This is a genomic window from Nocardia sp. NPDC004068, assembly GCF_042874315.1.
Taxonomy (GTDB): Bacteria; Actinomycetota; Actinomycetes; order Mycobacteriales; family Mycobacteriaceae; genus Nocardia.
In genome coordinates this window covers 159,604-182,704 of record NZ_JBIAMW010000009.1, presented here as the reverse complement: position 1 = coordinate 182,704, position 23,101 = coordinate 159,604, and the positions used below count along the sequence as shown (strand labels likewise).

General features: G+C 68.8%; 24 protein-coding genes and 1 pseudogene. 9 read left to right on the top strand and 16 right to left on the bottom strand.

The genetic code is table 11. The features are described 5' to 3' along the window. Positions 1-76: 76 nt before the first annotated feature. The gene (locus ACFYTQ_RS23585) at positions 77-307 is read right to left on the bottom strand and encodes a hypothetical protein (RefSeq protein ID WP_387364747.1); all 231 of its coding nucleotides are present in this window, start codon (positions 305-307) and stop codon (positions 77-79) included. Then, a complete protein-coding gene (locus ACFYTQ_RS23580; RefSeq protein WP_387364744.1) occupies positions 304-1,452 on the bottom strand; it encodes a hypothetical protein in 1,149 nt (382 codons plus the stop codon). Before ACFYTQ_RS23580 ends, ACFYTQ_RS23585 begins: the two co-directional genes overlap by 4 nt. A gap of 306 nt (positions 1,453-1,758) precedes the next feature. On the opposite strand from ACFYTQ_RS23580, the gene ACFYTQ_RS23575 reads away from it, so the two are divergent. Together ACFYTQ_RS23575 and ACFYTQ_RS23570 are read left to right on the top strand one after the other, a co-directional pair. Next, a complete protein-coding gene (locus tag ACFYTQ_RS23575) occupies positions 1,759-1,935 on the top strand; it encodes a hypothetical protein (RefSeq protein WP_387364741.1) in 177 nt (58 codons plus the stop codon). A 41-nt stretch (positions 1,936-1,976) separates the two neighbouring features. Then, on the top strand, positions 1,977-3,884 hold the full coding sequence (locus tag ACFYTQ_RS23570) for a M3 family metallopeptidase (RefSeq protein WP_387364738.1): 1,908 nt from the start codon (positions 1,977-1,979) through the stop codon (positions 3,882-3,884). Positions 3,885-3,894: 10 nt separating this feature from the next. On the opposite strand, the gene ACFYTQ_RS23565 is transcribed toward ACFYTQ_RS23570, so the two are convergent. Continuing rightward, a complete protein-coding gene (locus ACFYTQ_RS23565; RefSeq protein ID WP_387364735.1) occupies positions 3,895-4,485 on the bottom strand; it encodes a TetR family transcriptional regulator in 591 nt (196 codons plus the stop codon). Between the two features lie 80 nt (positions 4,486-4,565). Between ACFYTQ_RS23565 and ACFYTQ_RS23560 the strand changes: the two are divergent. Next, a pseudogene (locus ACFYTQ_RS23560) lies at positions 4,566-5,527 on the top strand (SDR family oxidoreductase). Here ACFYTQ_RS23560 and ACFYTQ_RS23555 read toward each other — a convergent pair. Next, complete coding sequence (locus tag ACFYTQ_RS23555) at positions 5,524-6,078, bottom strand: TetR/AcrR family transcriptional regulator (protein WP_387365416.1); 555 nt, start codon at positions 6,076-6,078, stop codon at positions 5,524-5,526. The pseudogene ACFYTQ_RS23560 and the gene ACFYTQ_RS23555 overlap by 4 nt on opposite strands. Before the next feature lie 194 nt (positions 6,079-6,272). Between ACFYTQ_RS23555 and ACFYTQ_RS23550 the strand changes: the two genes are divergently transcribed. Both ACFYTQ_RS23550 and ACFYTQ_RS23545 read left to right on the top strand, forming a co-directional pair. Then, a complete protein-coding gene (locus ACFYTQ_RS23550) occupies positions 6,273-7,268 on the top strand; it encodes a Rieske 2Fe-2S domain-containing protein (protein ID WP_387364732.1) in 996 nt (331 codons plus the stop codon). Positions 7,269-7,392: 124 nt separating this feature from the next. After that, positions 7,393-8,478, top strand: coding sequence for a dihydrodipicolinate reductase (locus ACFYTQ_RS23545; protein ID WP_387364729.1), 1,086 nt, complete (start codon positions 7,393-7,395; stop codon positions 8,476-8,478). Between the two features lie 4 nt (positions 8,479-8,482). On the opposite strand, the gene ACFYTQ_RS23540 is transcribed toward ACFYTQ_RS23545, so the two are convergent. Further along, positions 8,483-8,767, bottom strand: coding sequence for a hypothetical protein (locus ACFYTQ_RS23540; RefSeq protein ID WP_387364727.1), 285 nt, complete (start codon positions 8,765-8,767; stop codon positions 8,483-8,485). Between the two features lie 161 nt (positions 8,768-8,928). Between ACFYTQ_RS23540 and ACFYTQ_RS23535 the strand changes: the two genes are divergently transcribed. Both ACFYTQ_RS23535 and ACFYTQ_RS23530 read left to right on the top strand, forming a co-directional pair. Further along, positions 8,929-9,834 carry a cyclase family protein gene (locus tag ACFYTQ_RS23535; protein WP_387365413.1) on the top strand — a complete coding sequence of 302 codons (906 nt, stop codon included), beginning with the start codon at positions 8,929-8,931 and terminating at the stop codon, positions 9,832-9,834. A 10-nt stretch (positions 9,835-9,844) separates the two neighbouring features. After that, entirely contained in the window at positions 9,845-11,365 is a 1,521-nt protein-coding gene (locus ACFYTQ_RS23530; RefSeq protein WP_387364724.1) for a long-chain-fatty-acid--CoA ligase, read from the top strand. A gap of 111 nt (positions 11,366-11,476) precedes the next feature. Here ACFYTQ_RS23530 and ACFYTQ_RS23525 read toward each other — a convergent pair whose 3' ends face one another. The 9 genes from ACFYTQ_RS23525 to ACFYTQ_RS23485 form a co-directional block, all read right to left on the bottom strand. Further along, a complete protein-coding gene (locus ACFYTQ_RS23525) occupies positions 11,477-12,334 on the bottom strand; it encodes a TIGR03620 family F420-dependent LLM class oxidoreductase (protein WP_387364721.1) in 858 nt (285 codons plus the stop codon). A 114-nt stretch (positions 12,335-12,448) separates the two neighbouring features. Continuing rightward, on the bottom strand, positions 12,449-12,775 hold the full coding sequence (locus ACFYTQ_RS23520) for an ArsR/SmtB family transcription factor (protein ID WP_387364719.1): 327 nt from the start codon (positions 12,773-12,775) through the stop codon (positions 12,449-12,451). A gap of 299 nt (positions 12,776-13,074) precedes the next feature. Further along, a complete protein-coding gene (locus tag ACFYTQ_RS23515) occupies positions 13,075-13,629 on the bottom strand; it encodes a hypothetical protein (protein ID WP_387364716.1) in 555 nt (184 codons plus the stop codon). A gap of 141 nt (positions 13,630-13,770) precedes the next feature. Further along, on the bottom strand, positions 13,771-15,168 hold the full coding sequence (locus ACFYTQ_RS23510) for a phosphotransferase family protein (protein ID WP_387365410.1): 1,398 nt from the start codon (positions 15,166-15,168) through the stop codon (positions 13,771-13,773). Continuing rightward, a complete protein-coding gene (locus tag ACFYTQ_RS23505) occupies positions 15,168-16,349 on the bottom strand; it encodes an acyl-CoA dehydrogenase family protein (protein WP_387364713.1) in 1,182 nt (393 codons plus the stop codon). The genes ACFYTQ_RS23510 and ACFYTQ_RS23505 overlap by 1 nt, the downstream gene beginning before the upstream one ends. Before the next feature lie 108 nt (positions 16,350-16,457). After that, positions 16,458-16,841, bottom strand: a complete 384-nt coding sequence (locus tag ACFYTQ_RS23500) for a nuclear transport factor 2 family protein (protein ID WP_387364710.1) — start codon at positions 16,839-16,841, stop codon at positions 16,458-16,460. 31 nt (positions 16,842-16,872) lie between these two features. Continuing rightward, positions 16,873-17,781, bottom strand: a complete 909-nt coding sequence (locus ACFYTQ_RS23495; RefSeq protein WP_387364707.1) for a hydroxymethylglutaryl-CoA lyase — start codon at positions 17,779-17,781, stop codon at positions 16,873-16,875. Beyond that, on the bottom strand, positions 17,778-19,019 hold the full coding sequence (locus tag ACFYTQ_RS23490) for a CaiB/BaiF CoA transferase family protein (RefSeq protein WP_387364704.1): 1,242 nt from the start codon (positions 19,017-19,019) through the stop codon (positions 17,778-17,780). The genes ACFYTQ_RS23495 and ACFYTQ_RS23490 overlap by 4 nt, the downstream gene beginning before the upstream one ends. Beyond that, positions 19,016-19,645 carry a TetR/AcrR family transcriptional regulator gene (locus ACFYTQ_RS23485; protein WP_387364701.1) on the bottom strand — a complete coding sequence of 210 codons (630 nt, stop codon included), beginning with the start codon at positions 19,643-19,645 and terminating at the stop codon, positions 19,016-19,018. The genes ACFYTQ_RS23490 and ACFYTQ_RS23485 overlap by 4 nt, the downstream gene beginning before the upstream one ends. Positions 19,646-19,726: 81 nt before the next feature. Between ACFYTQ_RS23485 and ACFYTQ_RS23480 the strand changes: the two genes are divergently transcribed. After that, positions 19,727-20,290 (top strand): VOC family protein, encoded by a 564-nt coding sequence (locus ACFYTQ_RS23480; RefSeq protein WP_387364698.1) that lies wholly within the window; start codon positions 19,727-19,729, stop codon positions 20,288-20,290. 13 nt (positions 20,291-20,303) lie between these two features. Next, entirely contained in the window at positions 20,304-20,945 is a 642-nt protein-coding gene (locus tag ACFYTQ_RS23475; protein WP_387364695.1) for a carboxymuconolactone decarboxylase family protein, read from the top strand. Positions 20,946-20,948: 3 nt separating this feature from the next. Here ACFYTQ_RS23475 and ACFYTQ_RS23470 read toward each other — a convergent pair whose 3' ends face one another. Beyond that, positions 20,949-21,743 carry an acyl-CoA thioesterase domain-containing protein gene (locus tag ACFYTQ_RS23470; protein WP_387364692.1) on the bottom strand — a complete coding sequence of 265 codons (795 nt, stop codon included), beginning with the start codon at positions 21,741-21,743 and terminating at the stop codon, positions 20,949-20,951. A 185-nt stretch (positions 21,744-21,928) separates the two neighbouring features. Then, on the bottom strand, positions 21,929-23,095 hold the full coding sequence (locus ACFYTQ_RS23465) for a hypothetical protein (RefSeq protein WP_387364689.1): 1,167 nt from the start codon (positions 23,093-23,095) through the stop codon (positions 21,929-21,931). Positions 23,096-23,101: the final 6 nt, after the last annotated feature.

Here is a 23,101-nt window from a genome sequence, read left to right as displayed (position 1 = left end):
TCACGGGAGTGGGCGGTCAGGTGAACCACGACGACCTCCACCCCCCATCGTCGAAGCCCAAAATCTCTGGAGGACATCAGGTCTCGGTATCAGCGCCCCGCCGCAGCAGCCGCATCGCGAGCCGATAGGCGAGCAGGCCCGGCATAACGACCAGCACCGTCACCCGAAGCCCCACCACGAGAACGGTGACGACCGAGAACGCCGCGCCGACCCCGTCGACCGACCCGAACCCGTGTCGCTCCGACAACACCCCCAACAGCCAGTGCAGCACAAGATACAGCACGACCAGCACCAGCGAGACTCTCACCGGGCCAGCTCCGGCCCCGAGGTCAGGAACGCCAGCAACAGCGCGTTCCCGATCACCCCACCCGTCGCGAACCGCAGCCGGGAACCGCTCCGCACCGGCACCCCGACCAGATCGGCGGTCCGGAACAGCCGCGTGAATACCTCGCGCTGCCCGAAGGCGCGGGCCGGGGCGAGCGCGAAACCCGTTGCGGAGACCGATATTCCGAGCACGACCGGCCCGCTGTCCATATCCCCGGGTCCGCCGCGCCCGCCGCCGTACTCGTGGATCGCGCCGAAGCCGAGCACGCCGCGCTCCTGCCGGAACACTCCCGCCGCCAAATCCGCGGCCAGCACCCGGTCCGCGAACCCGGCGAAATACGCCGCCAATCCGGTCCCGGAGGACCGCGGCGCGTCGTGCGCCCGACCGTCGATTCCCATGCGCTGCACCACGAGTCCGGTCTCCCGATCGATCTGCACCGCGCGTACCTGCCGGGCCCAGTGCGCGAGCGCCGCCCCGTGATCGACCCCGGTCGCCCGCCCGTGCACCGCGATGGCGGCGGCCACGGCCGCCACATCGGTCGGATACGCCTCGCCGGGAAAGGTTTCCAGCAGCGCGGTCGGCGACGCGAGCAGCCGGCGCTGAGCGGACTCGATCAGGGCGTCGTGCCGCGCCGCGAGTTCGGGCGGGAAGGCCGGATCGACCAGCCGGGCCATCCCCAGCGCGAGGGCCGGATAGGACAGGTACGCGTGCCCGTGCGGGCTGTCCGGAACCGCCGCCCCGTCCTCGCCGTGCCAGCTGTCGGTGAACGCCGACCGCATCTCGGGCAGCAGACTCTTGGCCGCCGCGCGAGTCACGATGGGCGCGTAGCGTTCTCGCCACTCCGGATGCGCGAGGCACACCTGCGCCAGCCCCAGCGCCGTCATCTGATGCGCGAGCAACCCCCACATCCCGTCCAGCACCTGTCTCCGGTCGGCCCGCGCCCGATCGTCCCCGTCCTCGAAGGCCACCATTTCCTCGGCCAGCCCCCGCACCCGCCCAGGTTCCCCCTCGAACCACCGATCCGCGTCCCGCCCACACCACCATCGCGGCAGCAGCGCCGCGGCCACCACCGCCACCACGACCCCGAGCACGATCGCGACTGGACGGCGGATTCTCGAACTCCCCATCCTTCGAACCTACCGGCACGCCCGCGTTCGAAAGCCCATGCGACAGCGTTGATTCCACGCTGTCCTGGCGGGCCGGCTCACCACTCCGTGGGTGGGCCTCGGGTCGGCGCTGATCGCGGGCGATTTCGACGCCCACTCGCGGAGGGGCGCGCTGAAAGGCCGGGTACGCCGGTTCGGTCATCGCGCCCGGACGGAAGTAGTTCTCGGGGACGATGCCCGGTCATTCCGTGGAGCGATGCGCCCCGCACTCTCACCCGGCAAGACTGACGGGACACGGAAGCAGCGGAATCGAAGGTGAGGACGGCGATGTTCGAGGGAATCCGGCGGCGACGGGCCGCGAAGATCGAGAAGGCCAGGGCCGCGGCGTACGAGGAGGCGATCGGTCGCGGTGGGTCGCCCGAGGAGGCCACCGCCGCGGCGGACGAGGCGGAGCGGCGCGCCGTGCGTCGCCGCCGATTGCTGCTCTCGGGTGGGCACGGGTGAGATGACCGCGTCGGCCCGCGCCCGGCGGCTACTGTCGTGACATGACGCTCGAACCGCTTGCCCTGCCGACGTCCGACTGGTCCGACTGGCTCGACGGGTACGCGCACGGCAACCTGCGGGCCGCGACCGACACTCTGCTACGGATCAAGGACGGGACCGCCCGCGACACCCGCGCCGTGCTGGAGCTGTGGAACGACGCCGATATCGCGCTGCGCGCCGCCGACTCCGCCGCCGGGCTGCTCGCGGAGGTCCATCCCGACCCCGCGGTGCGCGAACTCGCCGAAAAGCTGTCCCAGCAGGTGGATCGGGTGCGGACCGATCGGGATCTCGATCGGGAGCTCTACGACGTGGTCGCGGGCACCGATCCTTCGGGGCTGGACGCGGCGGCGCACCGGATGCGCGAGCATGTGCTGCGCGACTTCCGTCGCAGCGGCGTCGATCGCGACGAGCCGACCCGCACCCGCTTGCGGGAGATCTCCGAACGGCTCGTCGTGCTCGATCAGGAGTTCGGCCGCGCCATCCGCGACGACGTGCGCGAGATCCGGGTGCGGCCCGAACAACTCGACGGGCTCCCCGCCGATTTCATTGCGGCACACCCGGTTTCCGACGACGGACGCGTCGCCGTCACCACCGACTACCCGGACCTCCACCCGTTCCGCAGCTACGCCCGCGACACCGACGCGCGCCGCGAACTCACCGCCGAATTCGACCGCCGCGGCTGGCCGGTCAACGACGCGGTGCTGCACGAGATGCTCGACCTGCGCGACGAGAAGGCCCGGCTGCTCGGCTTCGACGGCTGGCCCGACTACGACGCCGCGGTCAAGATGATCGGCAGCGGCCGCGCCATCGACGAGTTCATCGAGCGGCTGTCCACCGCCGCCGAGGCCGCCGCCCGCCGCGACCTCGCCGCCCTGCTCGCGCGCCGCCGCGAAGACGACCCCGCCGCCACCGGGATCGACCGGTCCGAGGTCGCCTACTACATCGAGCTGATCAAACGCGAACAGTACGATGTCGATGCCCGCGAGGTCCGGCGCTACTTCGAATTCGCCCGCGTGCGAACGGGTTTGCTCGAGGTCACCGGCAGGCTGTTCGGCCTGGAGTACCGCCCGGTCGACGTGCCGCGCTGGCACGAGGAGGTCGCGGTCTACGACGTGTACGCCGACGGCGAACGACGCGGGCGGATTCATCTGGACCTGCATCCGCGCGCGGGCAAGTACAAGCACGCCGCGCAGTTCGATCTCGTCGCCGGGATCACCGATCGGCATCTGCCCGAGGGGGTGCTGGTGTGCAATTTCTCGCGCGGGTTGATGGAGCATCAGCACGTCGTCACGCTGTTCCACGAGTTCGGACACCTCATCCACCACGTGCTCGGCGGCCGCCAGGACTGGGTGCGGTTCTCCGGCGTGGCGACCGAATGGGACTTCGTCGAGGCGCCGTCGCAGATGCTCGAGGAGTGGGCGTGGGATCCCTCGATCCTGCGCACCTTCGCCGTCGACGACAAGGGTGCGAGCATCCCCGCCGAACTCGTCGAAAGGATGCGTGCCGCAAAGGATTTCGGCAAGGGCCTCAATATCCGCACCCAACTCGGCTACGCTGCGATCTCCTATCTGCTGCACCGCGACCGCCCCGCCGACCACACGGCCGCGGCCCTGGACGCACTGCACCGCCACAGCCTTGTCACCGCGTTGCCCGACACCCACTTCCAGAGTTCGTTCGGGCATCTGTCCGGCTACACCTCGGGCTACTACACCTATCTGTGGAGCCTGGTCATCGCCAAGGACATGTTCTCGGCCTTCGACACCGAGGACCTGTTCGAACCGACTGTGGCACACCGCTACCGCGACCGAGTCCTCGCCCCCGGCGGCTCCCGCGGCGCGGCCGACCTGGTCGCCGACTTCCTCGGCCGCCCGTTCACCTTCGCCGCCTTCGAGTCCTGGCTAAACCCGTAGCCGAGCAGTATCAGTCGCTCGCGGCCGTCTCGAGGGTGTCCGGGCGCGCCGCCAGAGCGCACAGATCATCGAAGGCGCGGGTCAACTGCGCGTCCAAACTCTCGCCGGGGTTGTCGAGCCACGCCTGCACGGCGTGCTGATACGCCGCCCACCCGGTCCGCGCGGCCAGACTCGCCACGCCGTCGCCGACGCCTCGCCGCCGAAGCGCCTCCGCGACCACCTCGGCGAGCGCGGCGTGCTTGGCCAACTCCCGCTCGCGCAGCGCCGGGGTCGCCGCGATGACCCGCCAGCGCGGCTCGGCGAACGGCCGATTGTCCGCCAGCGTCCGGGCCGATTTCCGGAAGGCGGCCAGCAGGACCGCGAAAACGCCCATCTCCCGGGGTAATTCGACGATAGTCCGCAGCAGCGCGTCCCGGAGTTCGGTCTCGCCGTCGAACAGCACCTCCCGCTTGTCGGGGAAGTGCCGGAAGAAGGTGCGCTCGTTGACCCCGGCGCGCGCGGCGATCTCCGCGGCCGTGGTCCGATCGAATCCGCGCTCCCGGTACAGCTCCAGCGCCGCCTCCCGCAGGCGGCGGCGCGCGTCGGCTCCGCTACGTGGCACCTGCTCAGTCTACTCGATATGTCAGTGACTGGCGCTACGAGGTAGAGTCAGTGACTGACATTTCGAAGGAGAGTGTTCTCATGCATGTGTTCGTCACCGGCGGCACCGGCCAGACCGGTCCCGCCGTCGTCACCGAACTCGTCGCGGCGGGCCATCGCGTCACCGGCCTCGCGCGCTCGGCCGCCGCAGCAACTAGGCTCGAAACCCTCGGCGCCACAGCGCGTTCCGGCTCCCTGGACGATCTCGAGAGTCTCCGTCGCGGCGCGGAGGCCGCCGACGGGGTACTCCATCTGGCCTTCGGTGGGAACTTCGCCGACCCCGACGACCTCGTCCGCCGCGACCGCGCCGCGATCGCCGCGCTCGGGCAGGCGCTCGCCGGAACCGGCAAGCCGTTCGTCAGCACGTCCGGCACCCTGGTGCTGCCGACCGGTCGGGTCAGCGCCGAGGGTGACGAGCCCGACCCGAATTCCGTTGCGGCCTTCCGTATTCCGGGCGAGCGAGCGTGCCTGGCCTACGCCGACCGAGGAGTCCGGCCAGCGTCGTACGCCTGGCCCCGACCGTGCACGGGCCGAACGACCACGGATTCATCCCGGCCCTCATCGCGGCCGCGCACCGGTCCGGCGTCTCGGCGTACGTTGGCGACGGCCGCAACCGCTGGCCCGCCGTCCATCGCGCCGACGCGGCCCGCCTGTTCCGGCTGGCCCTGGAGCAGGCGCCCGCCGGAAGCGTGTTGCACGGCGTCGGCGAGAGCGCGGTCACGATCGGCAGCGTGGCCGCGAAGGTGGCGGACAAGCTCGGAATCTCCACGGCCGCATTGTCTTTGGAGGAGGCGGCGGACCATCTCGGCAACCCGTTCCTGGCGAGATTCTTCTCCCTCGACGTGCCCGTCTCGAGCGAGCGCACCCGAGCGCTCCTGGGCTGGACGCCCGAACACCCGACCCTGCTCGAGGATCTGGAATCCGGCGACTACTTCACCCCCGAATCCAGGAGGCATGCGGAGGCGATCTGGTTGCCGCACAAGCACATCGAATCCCGCGATTAACTCGCGAGGTACGCCACGATCGCGCCGACCAACCCCTCCCGCGCGTCGTCCAGATTCCCGTACGTCCCCAGCGTCCGCTCCGAGGTGATCCCCCGCATGGCCGCCGGGATCAGCGCGGCCACCTGCCGCACCTTCACCGGATCCACCCCGAGATCCGCGAAGGCGCGCTGACATGCCTTGTCCCAGTTGGGTTTCCACGAGGCCAGTTCGGCGGCCGTGCGGGGGTAGTCGCGTTCGAGTTCGGCCTGGGCGCGGGGGAGGGCGGCGCGCAGGGTCTCGATGGCGAGGGAGGGGGGTAGGCGCAGGCCGACCCACATGGCGTCGATGAGGGCGCGCACCCGCTCGGGCAGGGTGCCGTCGGGTTTGATCCCGGCCGGCAGGTCGCCGCGCTGATCGGCGGTGTAGCGCAGGACCGCCGCCCAGAAACCGTCGATGTCGCCGAACTGGTACTTGATCGCACCCCACGTCGCGCCGATCTCGCGCGCGATCCGATTGCCCGACACCGCGTTCGGGTCGCCGGTGGCCAGGGCGGTGATCGCGGCGCGGATCATGCTCTCGCGCGTCGCGAGGCCGCGCTTGTTCGCGCGCCGCCCGGTCACCTCCACATCCGTCACGGGAGGCCAGTGTAGCCGGGCCGACCTCGGCCGACCAGTTTCGTAGAACCCTCTTGTATTGTTTCGTAGAGGCTTCTACGATCGGTGTCGCCGCGAGAACGCCTGCCCCGGGCGGCAACTGGAGGATGGATATGGCGAAGCCGACGCTGTCGATGGAGCCGACGGGCTGGTTCCAGGTGGCCTGGTCCCATGAGGTCGCGATCGGGGACGTGCGGACCATGAAGTACTTCGGCCGGGAGCTGGTGGCCTGGCGCTCGGCCTCGGGCGCGGTGTCGGTGTTCGACGCCTATTGCGAACATCTCGGGGCGCATCTCGGCTACGGCGGCCGGGTGGACGGGGAGAACATCGTCTGCCCGTTCCACGGCTGGGAGTGGAATCGCGAGGGCCGCAATGTGTGCGTGCCCTACGAGCGACATCCCAACCGGGGCAGGCGAATTCGCAGTTATCCGACCGTCGAGCGTAACGAGGCGATCTGGATGTGGCACGACATCGACGGTCGCGCACCGTATTTCGATGTTCCCGACATCTTCGCCGACTTCGACGACGACAAGACCGCGGCCGACTACTATCCGCCCTTCCCGGACGGCACGCTGTATCGCCAAGGGCTGGAACTGCATCCGCAGTACATCATGGAGAACGGCGTCGACTTCGCGCATTTCACCTACGTGCACAAGACGCCGTTCGTGCCCGAGTTCACCCGGCAGGACTTCGGCGGCCCGGTGTCCTACGTCGATTTCACCGTCGCCTTCGACGACACCCCGCGAGACGAGATCAACAGCGGGGTCGAGGCCATCAACGGCGGTCTCGGCGCCGCGGTCACCAAGAGCTGGGGCATGGTCGACAATCGCACGCTCTCGGCGGTGACCCCGGTCGACGACTCCACCTCCGACGTCCGGTTCACCGTCTGGATCGGCCGCAAACCCGGCGACGACCGCCCGCACATGACCGAATACGCGAAGACCATGGCGAGTTTCGTCATCGAGCAGTTCGAGGCCGACATCCACATCTGGGCCCATCAGCGCTACAGCGACCCACCGGCATTGTCCGGCAAGGAATTCGAGGGCTTCCGCGCCCTGCGAGCCTGGGCGGCCCAGTTCTATCCCGCGTCGAAAGGCGGCGGACGATGAGGGCACCGGAGAGGATCGGCTTTGAAAGGCGGTACCCGATGGCGGCACCGGAGAGGATCGGCGTCGAAAGGCGACACACCATGAGCACACCGGAGACGGTCGGCGTCGAAAGGCGGTACACCCCATGAGCACACCCGACAAGATCCGCGTATTCCAGGTCGCCACAGGCAATCTCGGTAGCGAGATGATCGGGCGCATTCGCGAGCATCCCGATCTCGAACTGGTCGGATTGCACTGCTACACACCGGAGAAGATCGGCCGGGACGCGGGGGAGATCGTCGGCATCGGGCCGATCGGGGTCGTCGCCACCGGAACCGTCGAGGAGATCATCGCGGCGCGGCCCGATGTGCTCACCTTCCACGGCGTGTTCCCCGACGAGGCGCTCTACGAGCGGGTGCTCGAGGCGGGCATCGACGTGGTCACGACCGCGGACTGGATCACCGGACACCACCGCGACCGCAATCATCCGCATCCGTCGGGCCGCCCGGTGAGCGAGGTCATCCGGGCCGCGTGCGAGCGCGGCAACGCGACGTTCTACGGCACCGGCATGAATCCCGGCCTGTGCCAGGTCCTGGGCATCGCGCACTCGGCGGACGTGGCCGAGATCGAGAACGTGACCGTCACCGAATCGGTGGACGTCTCCTGTCATCACTCGGTCGAGACGTGGAAGGCGGTGGGGTACGGCCGCCCGATCGACGATCCGACGATCCCGGACTCGCTCTACAAATACACCGCGGTCTTCGCCGATTCGGTGCAGCTGATGGCCGACGCGTTCGGGCTCGTGCTCGACGAGGTGACGTTCGGCTACGAACTCGGCGCGTGCACGAAGGACGTCGACCTGGGCTGGTACTTCCTGCCGAAGGGCTCGCTGGGCGCGAACTACATCAGATATCAGGGCCTGGTCGACGGCGTCCCGCGCGTGGAGACGCACCTCGAATGGCAGATGACCCCGCACACCGATCCCGCGTGGAACATCAAGGGCTGCTACATCACTCAGATCACCGGCGATCCCAGCATCTACAGCAAGCACATGATCTTCCCCAAGAAGGGATTCGATCTGTCCGACCCGGCGAACTTCGCCTCGATCGGCATGACCGTGACGGGCCTGCCCGCGCTGAACGCGATCCGCTCGGTCGTCGCCGCCCCGCCGGGCATCGTGACCAGTGCGGATCTGCCCTTGCGGGCGTTCGCGGGGCGCTTCAAACTCTGAGTGCTCAGACCTCGTCGCGGAACTGCTCGGCCCGGTGGGACAGCCGCTCGGCGAAAGTGTCCAGCCACGCGGCCGATTCGGGCTCGTCGCGGTCCTCGACGCGATACCGCACGCCCTTCGTGAGATAGGGCGTGCTCGCCCGCGTGACCTCGGGCTTGGCCTGCAACGCCACCAGCCGCACCGCCCAGGCGACATAGTCCCGCACGCCCATGCCCGCGCAGTCGGCCGCGTCGCTCAGGGCCAGCCAGTCGTCCTCGGTCACCGCCACCGATATTTCCTTGATCCCCATACATGTTCACGGTAGCCCCACCGGGCATGGGATGAGGGGACGAACAGGCCGGAAATAATGGGCTATTGACAGCGATAGTGCCCGCGCTCACACTTGTCGAGAAAGTTGACATGACTGTCACGTCATGAGTTGAGGAGGCGACGGTGCCTGATGTTCCCGACATGCGCGAGCTGGGCGGCAAGGTCAGCAACTGGGGGCGGTGGGGGAGTGACGACGAGCGCGGAACCACGAATCTCATTACCGCCGAACGGATTCGGGCTGCGGCGTCGTTGATCCGGACGGGTGAGACCTTCAAACTGGGCATCCCGCTCGACGGGGACGGGCCGCAGCCGGGTGGCCTGCGCATCAACCCGATTCGGCTCATGTCGGAGAACGGGCAGGAGCAGGTGCTGCCGGGCGGCTTCAAATGGGCCGACGATTTCGTGTTCATGCCGTTGCAGGCCGGGTCGCAGTACGACTCGCTGGCGCACGTGCACTACGACGACCGGCTCTACAACGGTCATCCCGGTGCGGGCGTGACGGTCAAGGGCGCCGACAAGTGCGGCATCCACACCCAGGCCGACGGCATCGCCGGGCGCGGCGTGCTGCTCGACATCGCGCGGGCGCGCGGCGTGGACTGGCTCGAGGCGGGGGAGGCGATCTCGCCCGAGGAACTCGAGGCGGTGGCCGCCGGGCAGGGCGTGACGGTCGGTGCGGGCGACATCCTGTTGATCCGCACGGGCTGGCGCAAGAAGTTCGTGACCGATCGGGACGCGGCCGGGTTCATGGCCGGGGAGCCCGGGTTGAGCCTGGCGTGTGCGGGTTGGCTACGGGAACGCGATGTGGCCGTGGTCGGTTCGGACAACTGGGCGGTCGAGGTGATGCCCGGCGAGCATCCCGGCGGCGCGTTCGAACTGCACATGGTGCTCATCCGCGACATGGGCATGACACTGGCGGAGATGCTCGATTTCGAGGAGTTGTCGGCGGCATGCGCGGTCGACGGGCGGTGGGATTTCTTCTACGCCGGTCCCCCTTTGCAATTCACGCGCGGGGTCGGCTCGCCGATCAATCCGCTAGCGATCCGATAGGAGTGGGCGGATGCTGATCGGGGATATCGTCGAGTACGGCGCGCGCAAACATCCGGATCGGATCGCGGTGCGATTCGAGGACGAGGCGATCGACTATCGGGGGTTGTGCGAGCGCGCTCGCCGGCTCGCCAACGCGTTGCTCGGGGTGGCCGCGCCGGGGGATCGGGTGGCGATCCTGTCGGGGAATTGCGCGCGGTATCTGGACTGCTATTACGGCGTGCCGATGGCGGGAATGGCGTTGACCATCCTCAACTTTCGGCTGCATTCGGAGCAGATCGTCGCGCTCATCACGCATTCGGGGGCGCGCGTGCTGATTGTCGCGCCGGAGTTCGCGGGCATGGTCGCGGCGATTCGCGAGCGGATTCCGTCGGTGACCACCGTCGTGTCGATGGGCCCGGCGGAGGGGACGCTCGGCTGGGCCGAGTTCGTGGGCGCGGCCTCGGTGCGGGCGCCCGCGGTGCGGCCCGACCCCGACGATACGGCCTGGTTGGTGTACACGAGCGGGACGACCGGCGCGCCGAAGGGGGTGATGCTGTCGCACCGCAATCTGCTCGCCGGGGTCACCTCGTCGGCATTGCAGTGGGGGATTCCGGAGGAGACGGTGTTCCTGTTCTGCTTTCCGCTGTGTCATGTCGGCGGGTATGTCGTGCTGGTGAATCATCTGCTCGGGGCGACGGTGGGAATCCTTCGGGCATACGACAATTCGACATTCCTGCGGCTGGTCGACGAATGGCAAGTCACCCAGACCGGGCTCGCGCCGACGATGATCAATTTCCTGCTGCGGGATCCGGAGCTGGACAAGCATTCGATGGAGACATTGCGGGCGATCGGATACGGCTCCTCGGCGATTCCGGCGGCGGTGCTGCGCGAGGGGCTGGAGCGGTTCGGCTGCGATTTCTATCAGGGCATGGGCATGACCGAACTGGCCGGGAACGTTCTGCATCTGGACGAGGCGGCGCATCGCCGGGCCGCCGGGGGTGAGACGCATCTGCTGGCCTCCGCCGGAAAACCCATGCGGCTGGCCGATATTCGCATCGTCGACGACGAATTCCGCGACGTGCCCGCGGGTGCGATCGGGGAGATGATCGTGCGTGCGGATCAGGTGATGACCGGGTACTGGAACGAGCCCGAGGCGACGGCCGCGGCCTTCACCGACGGCTGGTTCCACACCGGCGACCTGGTGCGCCGGGACGAGGAGGGCTTCGTCTACATCGTCGACCGCAAGAAGGATCTGATCATCAGCGGCGGCGAGAACGTCTCCTCACTCTCGGTCGAACAGGCCCTCTACCGCCTCCCCGCCGTCGCCGAGGCCGCCGCCATCGGCGTCCCCGACGACACCTGGGGCGAAATCGTCTGCGCCGTAGTCGTCCTCCGCGACGGCGCCACCGCCTCCGCCGCCGACATCATCGAAGCCTGCCGAGACCACCTCGGCAGCTTCCAACTCCCCCGCCGAGTCGAATTCGTCCAAACCCTCCCCCGAAACGTCACCGGCAAAATCCTCAAACGAGCCCTCCGCCAACAGTTCACCTAACCCAGCCGCACTCTTTATCCGAATCCGCACCCTTTACATGGCCCTGTAAGGGGTGCGGATCCCAACAAAGGGTGCGGCTGGGTTGGTCTGGCGGGGAGGTTGTAGGGCCTGTCAGAGGAGGGCTTGGGCTAGGGTGCGCCAGTGGGGCATGGCGGATTCGCCTGGGGGAGTGCCGATTACCTGGATGGTGACGTGGGTGGCGCCTGCCTTCAGGTGGGCTCGAAGTTTTTCGGTGATGGTGTCGGGGGTGCCCCAGAAGACGAGGTCGTCGACGAGGCGGTCGCTGCCGCCGTGGGTGACGTCGTCCTCGGTGTAGCCGAGGCGGCGGTACTTGGCGACGTTGAAGGGGGTGGTGAGGTAGAGGTGGAGGTGTTCGCGGGCCTTGGCGCGGGCGGTGGTGGGGTCGGATTCGAACAGGACCGCGTGTTCGACGCCGAGGAATGCGTTGGGGCCCAGGATCTCTCGGGCCTGGGCGGTGTGGTCGACGGTGACCTTGTAGGTGTGCGCACCCGCGGCGCGATCGCGGGCCTGGGCGAGCATCTTGGGGCCGTAGGCGGCGAGGACGCGGGGGATCGGCCGCCCGTCCGCGAGCTTGTCGAGCTCATCGAGGTAGCCGGAGACGGCGGCGAGGGGCTTCACGCCCGGCAGCCCGTCGCCGAGACCGAGGCCGAGGACGTGGCGGCCCGGATAGGCGTCGGCGAGCAGCCGGGCGGCGCCGTGGGTGGCCACGGCCGTGCGCTCGCCGATCTTGGCTATGGCATTGACGATTCGGATGCGGCGGCTGGCGGCCAGCAGCAGGCCCGCGTGGGTGAACGCCTCGCGGCCGCCGACCTCGGGAAACCAGAAGCTCGGCCAGCCCAGATCCTCCAGTTCCTGGATGTCGTCGCGCACCCGCGCGGGCGAGCGGTGCTCGAAATCCCAGGTGTAGATGCCGAATCGGCCCAGATCGAGCCCGTCGGTCGTGGTCATCGGGTGACTCCTCGGCGTGATGAATCGTTGTATCGGAAAGTCTCGATGTATCGTAGCATCGGAAATTGTCGATATGAAGCCGAGTCGGGCATCAGCGTCGAATCCGCTTGCGACTCAGAGGTTCCGGCCGAGCTCGGCGACCAGTTCGGCAATCCGCCGCTCGTCGCGCTGATAGTGAGTCCACTTCCCGACACGAGTCGACCGCACCAACCCCGCGCGCTCGAGCTCCGCCATGTACGCCGAAACCGTCGACTGGGCGAGCCCAACCTTGGCCTGGATATGCGTCACACACACCCCGACCTCATGAGGATCGGCGATCGCCCCGTCGAGAACGAAGTTCCGCTCCGGATCCCGCAGCCATTGCAGCAGTTGCAAGCGCAGCGGATTGGCGAGCGCACGCAGGGCCTGAGTGAGGCGCGGGTCGGGTGGAGACTTCTCCATACGGGGCAGTATAGGGGCGGGGCACTGACAATTCGAAGAATGTCGATGTGACCTTGGCTGGTTTCGGGGCTGACGCCGAGGCCAGGGGCCGCGCGATCGGCCAGAATCGTGGGGAGACAGGCCGCGGGAATTCCATAGGTGCGCCGGGCTTTGGAGTGCGCGGGCGACGGGCGCACCCTCACTCATGCCTCTGCGTCTGCGGCGGGGTGACTGACGGGCGCACCCTCACTCGTGCCCCGGCCACGGAGGCGCGGGTCAACAGGCGCACGGCAACCCACGCCCCCGATGGTCCTCCCGCGTCAGTGCACGCTGCGCGGCTGGGGTGCGACCGGGCCGGACCGCTGGTCGGTCTCGTTCGTCGAGTCGTTCCTCTGGGTCCCGAGCCCGGAGCTGTCGGTCTGCGGCTCGGGCTCGGTCGGGCCCCGGTGGTCCCGCGTGTTGTCGTTCCGGGAGCGGCCGTCGATCGGTGCGTCGTTCCGCGCCGGGGCGTTTCCGGCTCCGATCGCGTCTTCCGCGCCGTCGTCGTCGCCCTGTCGAACGGAAACGAGGGCACCTCGAACGAGGTCTCCGCCTTGCGCGGGAATGATTCCGCTCGCTACGAAATCGTCGTCATCGTCGTCTTGCGCGAGAATGATTCCGCTCGCCACGAGGTCGTCGTCATCGTCGTCCTGCGCGGGAACGATCGCACCGGAGACGAGTTCGTCGCCGTCATCGTCCTGAACCGGAACAGCCACGCCCGGAACGGAATTCGCGAAGGCGCCCCCAGCCGGAGCGGCGAGAACGACGAGACCGGCCGCCCCGATGGCGAAAACAGTGCGGATCCTCATGCGTAACCCCTTCTCTCGATCGAACATCGGATCGGGAAGTGAAGACCATGCACCAGCGACACTAAACAACATGATCTTGATCCCCCACCCCCTATCAAGATCGTTACCGTTTCGAGTTTCGCGAACCCAGCCGCACCTTTTATTCGAATCCGCACCCCTTGCAGGGCTCTACAAAGGGTGCGGATTCGGATAAGGGGTGCGGCTGGGGTGGGTGAGATGGTGGGGGTTGGTGATTTGGAGGCGGGTTTTGATGGCTGTGGAGGTGGTTCGGCGGACTTGGGGGTCGGTGTAGGGGAGGGTGCCGTTGTGGAGGCGGGTGGCGAGGGTTTGTTCGGAGTCGCAGCCGAGGGTGGTGAGGAGGGTTTGCACCGTGGTGGTGGGGGTGGGGCCGGAGTGGAGTTCTCGGGTCGCGGTCGACAGGAGGGTGGTGCAGACGCGGAGGAGGTAGCGTTCGCGCGGGGCGAGGGTGGGGGCTATGTCGGTGGTGAGGGTTTCGGTTACGAGGGTGAGGATTTCGTCGAGGGTGGGGCGGTCGTGGACGGTGGCGGTGGGGGTTTCGCCCGTGATCTCTCGGGCCTCCGCGTCGGTCGGTGCCGGGTGGGGAGCGAGGTCGGCCGAATCATCGAAGAGGTCGAGCGCGATCAACAAGTCGTACTCGGACTCGCACACACGCCGTCCGATCGCGGCCAGTTCCAGGGAATGTTCCCGACCACTGAAGTGCCGATCGGCCTGAAACATGCTGAGAATCAACCATTTCAGCGTGCCGAACGCCTCCCACCAATGGAGTTCTTCGGCTGCGGGGCGGATGCCGGTGATCCGCTCGTACCCGTCCAGGAGCTGCGTTCTGGTCCCGATCCCCGCGACGGGGGCGGGGCCGCCGAAGCGCCAGGCGCGGACGCACAGCCAGCCGAGGTCCTCCATGGGATTGCCGAGGTGGGCCAGCTCCCAGTCCAGCACCGCGCGGACGCCGGTCGGCGCGATGAGGAAGTTCCCCAGGCGAAAGTCGCCGTGTACCAACGTTTTCGGGCGCACAACAGGAAGATGGTCCCGCAGCCAGAGCAGACCCATCTCGACAGCCGGGCGGGGCTGGCCGAGGTCGCGGTAGACGCGTTCGATCTCGTCGAGGGGATCGGCGTCGGTCAGCATGGTCAGCGTATCGGTCGGCGTGCGATGAATCCGGCCGAGGATCTCACCCAGGTCACCGGCCAGCCGCTCGCGGACGGGAGCGTACGCCGGATCCCGTTGCAGCTTACGGGGAATCGACTCGCCGTCGACGTATTCCATCAACAGATACGGCGCATCGATCCCCGGAGCGGTGTCACCGGCCGCCAGCACGGCGGGCACGGGGACACCCGCCGCGGCGGCGGCCCGTAGACAGGCCGCCTCCGCGCGCATCCGATTCGCGTCGCCGTGGCCGGGCGGATCGCGGCGCAGCACCGCCCGTACCGAACCGGCTTCCACCCCGTACACCTGTCGACTGGCGCCGCCGGTGAACTGCCGGACACTCACCTCGCCGACCGAACGCCCCAGTGCCGCAGCCAGAATCGCGCGGACATCCTCGGCCATCAGTTCCACGGCGCGGCCTCCGGCGAACGCAGCAGCCGACGTGCGGTCGACATCCGATGCACCTCGTCGGGCCCGTCGTAGATCCGCGCGTATCGCGCCTGCCGATACATCCGCTCCAGCGGCGTATCGGCGGTCAGCCCCAACGCCCCGTGCACCTGAATCGCCCGGTCGATCACATTGTGCAGCATCCGCGCACCCCAGAACTTGATCAGCCCGACCCGCACCCGGTAGTCCTCCCCGGCGTCCATGGCGCGCGCCGCGTCGAGGGTCATCAGTCGCGCGGCGTGGATCTCGGCGGCGGATTCGGCGATGTACCGGTGGATTTCGCCCTTTTCGGCCAGCGGGGAACCGTGCGCGTACCGGGTGTTCGCCCGGTCGCACATCAACTCGAAGGCGCGCTGGGCCTGCCCGAGCCAGCGCATGCAGTGGAAGATGCGGCCGGGTCCGAGTCGGTCCTGTGCGATCACGAAGCCCTTGCCGCGCTCGCCGAGCAGATTGGCAACGGGCACACGGACATTCGTCAGACGAACCTCGTAGTGATCGCTGGGATCGTGGCCCATGGTCGGGATCGCGCGCACGATCTCGAAGCCGGGCGTGTCGGTCGGCACGATGATCGCGCTGATCCGCGCGTGCCGTGGCACGGACTCGTCCTCGGTGCGCGCGAAGACCGTGCAGTAGGCAGCCTGCGCCACCCCGGTCGTGAACCACTTGTGCCCGTTGATGATCCAGTGCTCGCCGTCGAGTTCGGCGCGGGTCTCGATGAGCGTCGGATCCGAACCCGCGACCTCCGGTTCGGTCAGCCCGACCGAGGGCAGGATGTCCCCGGCCACCATGGGTGGAATCCAGCGCCGCCGCTGCTCCTCGGTTCCGTGCCGGTACAGCATCAGCGTGTCCTGCATGGACACCGACCCCACCGCCAGCTGCCCGAACTCCGAGCGCCCGATCACCTCGTTGAGATACACGAAATCGAGAAACGGCACACCCCCGCCGCCGAGTTCGGCCGGATGCCCGAGCGCCCACAGCCCCAGCTCCTTCGCCCGTCCCCGCAGCCTCTCCAGCTCGGGCCCGCCGTCCTCGCCCGCCAGCGCCGCCTCCCGTGGTATCACCTCGTCATCGATGAAATCCCGCATCCGCGAGATCATTTCGACCAGCTGCCCCTCAGGCCGCGTCCCACCGCTCATCACTGCTCCTGCTCTCCAGCGGCGACCACCACCGAATCCCGCTTCGAATGAAATATTCTGTACCCGAACGAATCTCGGTGCGGCCCGTGCCGCACTTGGCACAGCGATTCAGCGCCCCCTCCCACCCGCCACAGCCCGCAACGCACTCGTAGCCGCCGAATCCACATACTCCTCGATCCGCACGATCCGCCCCTCCCGCACCCGCACGAACAAACACGCCGGAACCTCCAGCGCCCCATGCCCGGCCAGCCGCCCCCGCAGCACATGCTGCTGCGCGAAGCCATCCGGCAAAGGGTGGCGCCGAATGTCCTCGTAGCGAAGGTCTTCCACCGTCCGCGAGAGCCAGCGCAGCACGCGGAGGTTCTCGGCGACGGTCTGTTCGGCGTTGTCGTCGTTGTGCCAGATGCGCGCGTCGGGGGCGTACAGTTCGGTCAGTGTGGCGACGTCACCGGCGCTGACGGCGGCGAAGAAGCGGTCGGCCAGTTCGTCCATGAGGGGACCTCCTCCGAGGCGATGCGGGGGTTCAGCGCTCGGGGCGGGGGACCAGGCGGCCGCCGGCGGCGAGCAGGTTGCTGTCGGCGGGGCGGCCGAGCAGGCGTGAGATGAGTTGTGCCGCGGCGAGAGTGCGGTCCAGATCGATGCCGGTGCGGATGCCGCCGTCCTCGAACAGGTAGACCAGTTCCTCGGTCGCGATATTGCCGCTCGCGCCGGGCGCGAACGGGCAGCCGCCGATGCCGCCGGTGGAGGCGTCGAAGCGGCGCACCCCGTGGCCGTAGGCGGCCCAGGCGTTGGCCAGACCCTGGCCGCGCGTGTTGTGCAGGTGGATGCCGAGATCGACCTCGGGCGCGACCGCGCGCACCCGATCGAGCACGTCGCCGGTGCGGACCGGCGTCGCGGTGCCCACGGTGTCGGCGACCGAGAGCGTGTCCGCGCCGGAAGCCAGTGCGCGCCCGGCGATCTCGGCCACCCGCTCGGGCGGGGTGCGGCCGTCGAACGGGCAGTCGAACGCGATGGCGACGATCACCTCCAGCTCACCGCCCGCCTCGTGGACGAGGTCGGCGATCGGCGCGATGAGCGCCACCGACTCCGCGCTGGTGCGGCCGACGTTCGCGCGGCTGTGCCCGTCGGAGGCCGACACCACGTATTCGAGGCGGGTCACCCCGGACGCGAGGGCGCGCCGCACCCCGCCGAGCCCGGCAACCAGCGCCGAGAACTCCACCCCGGGCCATTGAACCAGTTGCGCCGCAACGGCTTCCGCGTCGGCCAGCGCCGGGATCGCGCGCGGTGAGACGAACGAGGTGACCTCGATGCGCGGCACCCCGGTCGCGACCAGCGCGTCGATGAACTCGAGTTTGGCCTCGGTCGGCAGCGGCCGCTCGATCTGCAATCCGTCGCGCGGTCCGACCTCGCGAATGACGATATCGATGCTCATGCGATCGTCCCCTCTGCCCGCAGGGCCGCGATGCGCTCGCCGTCGTAGCCCAGCAATTCGGTCAAGACCTCCTCGGTGTGCGTGCCCGGCCGGCTCGCCCCGCCCCACCGCACCCCGCCCGCGGTCTCGCTGAGCCGCGGCACCACGCCAACACCCTTCGCGGGCACCGGATCGTGCTCGGGATCGCCCGGCGGATGCGAGGGATCGGTGTGGTCGACGAAGATATCGCGCGCGTTGAACTGCGGATCGGCCATCACCTCCGCGACCGTGTTCACCGGACCCGCGACCACCCCGTGCGCGGCGAGCAGCTCGATGAGTTCGGCGGCGGTGTACCCGGCCGCCCACTCGGCGATCATCTCGTCGAGTTCGTCCTGATGCTCCCCGCGGGCGGAATGGTCGGCGTAGCGCGGGTCCGACGCCAGTTCGCTACGGCCCATGGCGGTCGCCAGCCGGGCGAAGACCGTGTCCTGATTGGCCGCGATGATCACCCACAATTCGTCCTTGGCGCGATACAGATTCGACGGCGCGACCCGATCGAGTCGCGTGCCCGACGGCTGCCGGACGTGGCCGGTCTTGTGGTAGTCGGGAATCGTCGACTCTTGGATGGCGAGCGCGGCCTCGGTCAGCGCCGCGTCCACGATCTGCCCGCGCCCGGTGCGTTCGCGCACCAGCAGGGCCGCGAGCACACCCTGGAAGGCGAACAGTCCGGCGAGGCTGTCCCCGAGCGACAGTGCGATGCGCGGCGGCGCCTGCCCCGGAAACCCGTTGAGGTGCCGCAGACCGCTGATGCCCTCGGCCACCGAGGCGTATCCGGGCCGCGACGCGTACGGCCCGGTCTGCCCGTAGCCGGAGACGCGGGCCAGCACCAGGCCCGGATTGCGTTGCGCCAGAACGTCATAGCCGATGCCCCAGCGTTCGAGGGTGCCCGGCCGGAAGCTCTCCACCACCACATCGGCACCGGCGGCGAGTTCCAGGAAGACCGCGCGGCCCGCGTCGGTGCGCAGATCCAGGCTCACACAGCGTTTGTTGCGCGCGTGCACGGTCCAGAAGTACTGGTGCCCGCCCTGGGCCTGGCCCCAATCCCGCAGCGGGTCGGGCCGATCCGGCGCCTCGATCTTGATCACGTCCGCGCCGAGATCGCCGAGCAGGCGACCGCAATAAGGGCCCGCGATGAGCGTGCCGAGTTCGAGGACGCGATATCCGTCGAGGGGTCCGGCGAGTACGGAATGCGATGTCACGGTGCCTCCAGTCCGAGCGCGGCGACCGACATCCGGTCGAGCGTGTCCAGCAGTGCCGCCTCGTCGGCGTCCTCGCCCTGGATCAGCCACAGATACAACGAGTGGTCGACCATGGCCGACATCGCCCGCGCCGCCAGCTCCGGGTCGAGTTCGGGCCGGACCAGGCCCTCGCGCTGCCAGCGGGCGATGGCCCGCGCGGTGCGGTCGATGAGCTGACGGCGATGCTCGTGGCGCAGCCGGCGGAACTCCTCGTTGAAGGTCGCGACCTGTTCGACGATCGCCATCATCCGCGCGTTGCGCCGATACGCCTGGTAATAGGACCGATTCGCGGCGATCAGGCGCGCGGCGGGGGACAGGTCGGCCGCGGTGGGTTCGCGGCGGTGCATGTCCTCGAACAGGCGGGTGCTCAACTCGCCGAAGACGTGTTCCTTGGATTCGAAGTAGCGGTAGAAGGTGCCGTAGGAGACGCCTGCCTCCTGCGCGATCAACTCCACCCGGGTGTCGAGGAAGCCGACGTCCTCGAAGACCTTGCGCGCGGCGTCGAGCAGCGCGTCGCGCGTCTTGCGACCCCGGGCGGTCAGGGTGTCGACCGCGGCGGGGGCGCTATTGACAGATGACTTCGGCACGGCTCAGACTATCCAACAAACATGACATGACTGTCAAGTCAGTTGAGGGGACGGCATGTCGCCCCGAGCGGAAGGAACGCCATGAACGCGAACCCCGAATACGAGCTCCGCGGGATCAACCATCTCGCGCTGGTGTGTTCGGATATGCGCAGGACCATCGAATTCTATTCGGGGACACTCGGTATGCCGTTGATCAAGACTATCGAACTGCCCGGTGATCTGGGGCAGCACTTCTTCTTCGACTGCGGCGGCGGGAACACGCTGGCGTTCTTCTGGCTGGCCGACGCACCCGACGCCACGCCGGGCCTGGCCGCGCCCAAGGGGCTGCCCGACGAGGGGGAGCTGGTGAGCGGGGTCGGGTCGATGAATCATGTGGCGTTCGCGGTGCCGCCGGAGCGGTTCGACGAGTACCGGGAGCGGCTGGCGGCGAAGGGGGTCAAGGTGAGTCGGGTGCTCAATCACGACGACAGTCCGCGGGGGGTGTCGCGGGAGGTGCATCCGGGGACGTTCGTGCGGTCGTTCTACTTCCAGGATCCCGATGGGGTGCTGCTCGAATGCGCCTGCTGGACACGGGAATTCACCGAGGACGACGTCGCCCACGAACCGAAGACCGCCGCCGACCGCCGGGTTCCGGCGCAGCGCTGAGAGGAGTTCCCCCATGCCGCGTCTTCGCGAGGTTCCCCGCGCCGAGGTGACCGACGAGCGGATCCTGTTCTACTACGACCGGCTGTTCGGGCCCGACAAGGATCCGGCCGTCGACCACGGCACCGTGCACGGCACGCCCGGCGACTGGTGGACGGTGTTCGCGCAGTCGCCCGACGTCTTCCGGCACGCGGTGCGCGGATTCGCCTTGTACCGCAACGCGACTCTCGATCCGGCGCTGCGCGAACTCGGGCAGAGCCGGGCGGGGTACGCGCGCGGCAGCCAGTTCGTGTTCTCCCAGCACTGCAAGCAGATGCGGTCGCTGGGCGTGGCGGAGGAGAAGATCGCCGCGATCCCGCACTGGCAGGTCGCGGACTGCTTCTCCGAACTCGAACGCGCGGTGCTGGCCTACACCGACGGTCTGGTGCTCGACGGGGGCCGGGTGCCCGACGCGGTGTTCGCGGTGCTGAAGGCGCATCTCGGCGATGCGGAGATCCTGCAACTGACCTACATCACCGCGATGTACGACATGCACGCCACCCTGTGCCGGGCGCTGCGCCTGGAATTCGACGATCGGCCCGAACTCGTCGAGGAGGTGCGGATCCCCGACGGGATGGAGATTCGCGATCTGTCCGCGGATCTGTCCGGGGGACAATAGGTTTCACCAGCGGGTCTCGTCGCCGGAGAAGTCGATTTGCGCCGCCGCGTTCGCGATCGCGGTGACCATGCCGGTGCCGATCGGGCCGGTGGAGTCGAGCAGGGTGGCCGTGCCGACGGAGACGCCGTTGTCGGTGAGGTGGGTTTCGGCCCGCAGGCCGATGCGGTCGCCGACGGGGAGGCGGTCGAGGGCGACGGTGAGGTCGGCGTTGATGTAGCCGATGCCCGCCGAACCCCAGTTGGTGACCAGGCTGGTGGATTCGGCGGCGATCACGGCCTGCACGAACGGGCTGCGCTCCTCGCCCTCCACCGCGCCGAGCGGCACCGCCCACAGCTCCTTGCGGCCCGCGTTCTGGTGCTCGCTCATGGTGGTGGACCAGTCGTGATCGCTGTGGTACCACCAGTCCAGGCCGGAGTCCGCGGGCGGGGTGAACGGATGCTCGGAGTGCCACTCCGCCCCGGGCGGGGCCTCGGCGGCACGCAACTGAACCAGGCGGGCCTGAGCCACCTCGACCTCGCCCTGGCACACCCGGGCCGCGGCGATGTGAATACGCCGCCCGGACCGGATCACCTCCGTGTGCACCTCGAGCGGCTGCCCCTTGGCCGCCTTGAACAGGTCGATGGTGAACCGCGCCGGAATGAACCCGGCCAGCCCGTGCGCGTGTTCGAGCGAGCGCGCGGCGGCGGCGCAAATGGCGGGTCCGTTGAGCATGTCCGCCCCCCACCGGCCGTACGCCCACTTCCGCGGGAGATACCGGCCGTCGTCATCGAGCGTGAACATGGAGGGCATGTCTGTCATACGCCCATAGTGGCGTATGTCCAGAGGGTGCCCGTTGCGGGCCGGGTGGAAGGCGACGTATGTCCGAAAGGGCGCCTGCCGTGGGCGAAGTGGAAGACGGCGTATGTCCGAGGAGCCTGTCGTGGGGGCGGAAGGGCGCGTACGTCCCGAGGGAGCCGGGCGGTGGGTGGCCTTCCGCTCGTTCCTCATGGACAGGCCGGGCGGGTGGGTATATCCGGGGTGGGGGTGTCGCCCGGGAGGGGCACGGTGAGGAAGCGGGGGCGGTAGACGGTGATGTCGCGGTAGACGTCGCCGCCGGGGGCGGTGTCGAGGCTGTTGACGTTGTAGGAGACGACGAGGGTTGTGGGCGTGGAGAATTCGGGGTGGGCGTGGGCGTTGTAGGTGTATACGTCGGGGTCGTGGTAGGTGCCGGAGGGGCCGGTCTCCGGGGTGACGTAGAGCGTGGTGTCGGGGCCGAAGGGGCCCGTCGGCGCGGTGGCGAAGCGGGCGTAGAGGTGGTCGCCGAGGCGGTCCTGCATGGTGATCAGCGCGTAGCGGCCGGGGGCGAGGCGGTGGACCGAGAATTCGGCCGAGACGTCGCTGGTGATCCGGGCCGAATCCGCCTCGGACGCCGACCAATTGCGCCCCGTCCAGAACGCGAACCGGCCGCGCAGATCCGCTCCCTCGACGCGGGCGACGTGCACGTACTTGTGGCCCTCGGCGATCTCCACGCCGTAGACGTAGGTCCAGCCGTCCTCGGGCCAGACCCATTGCCCCCATTGGATGCCGCGCCCGCGCGGCAGTGGGGTGACCGAGAGCGGCCGGGACGGATCGTCGGCGTCGAAGCGCGCCACCGACGCCCCGACGAAGGCGATATCGAGCGCGCCCGGCCCCGACGGCCGCCATTCGGTGAGCGGAATCTGAAGCGCCCCACCGAGATACGTGGCCGCGCCCAACCAGAACCAGTGCGCGTCGTCGGCGGGACGCAGGAGTGAGTCCGGCCGGTCCGCCGTGCTGCCGACGATCGTGCTGAACTCCCCGCCGGGCCCGCGCACGATCAGGGAGTTGTGCACGAACGCGGCCCCCGCGGGCCGGGCCGGCGGCATGACTGGGGACAGGAAGGTGTCGGAGAACGCGAAAACCGTACGGCCCCCGGGCAATTCGGCCGACCAGGTGGAATCCCCGCCCGTCCAGCCGCGTCGCGAATCCCCGTACCGACCCAGCGCCGCGGTCAGGCAGGTGAGCGGCCGCGCCCCGTCGCTGAGATCGGCGTGCGGCCTCGGCCACGGCATGAACAGTCCGAGGCCGAGAACCGCCACGACACCGACCACGAGCACCCGGAACACACCGGATGCCCGCGGTCGGCCCGGCACGCGCGG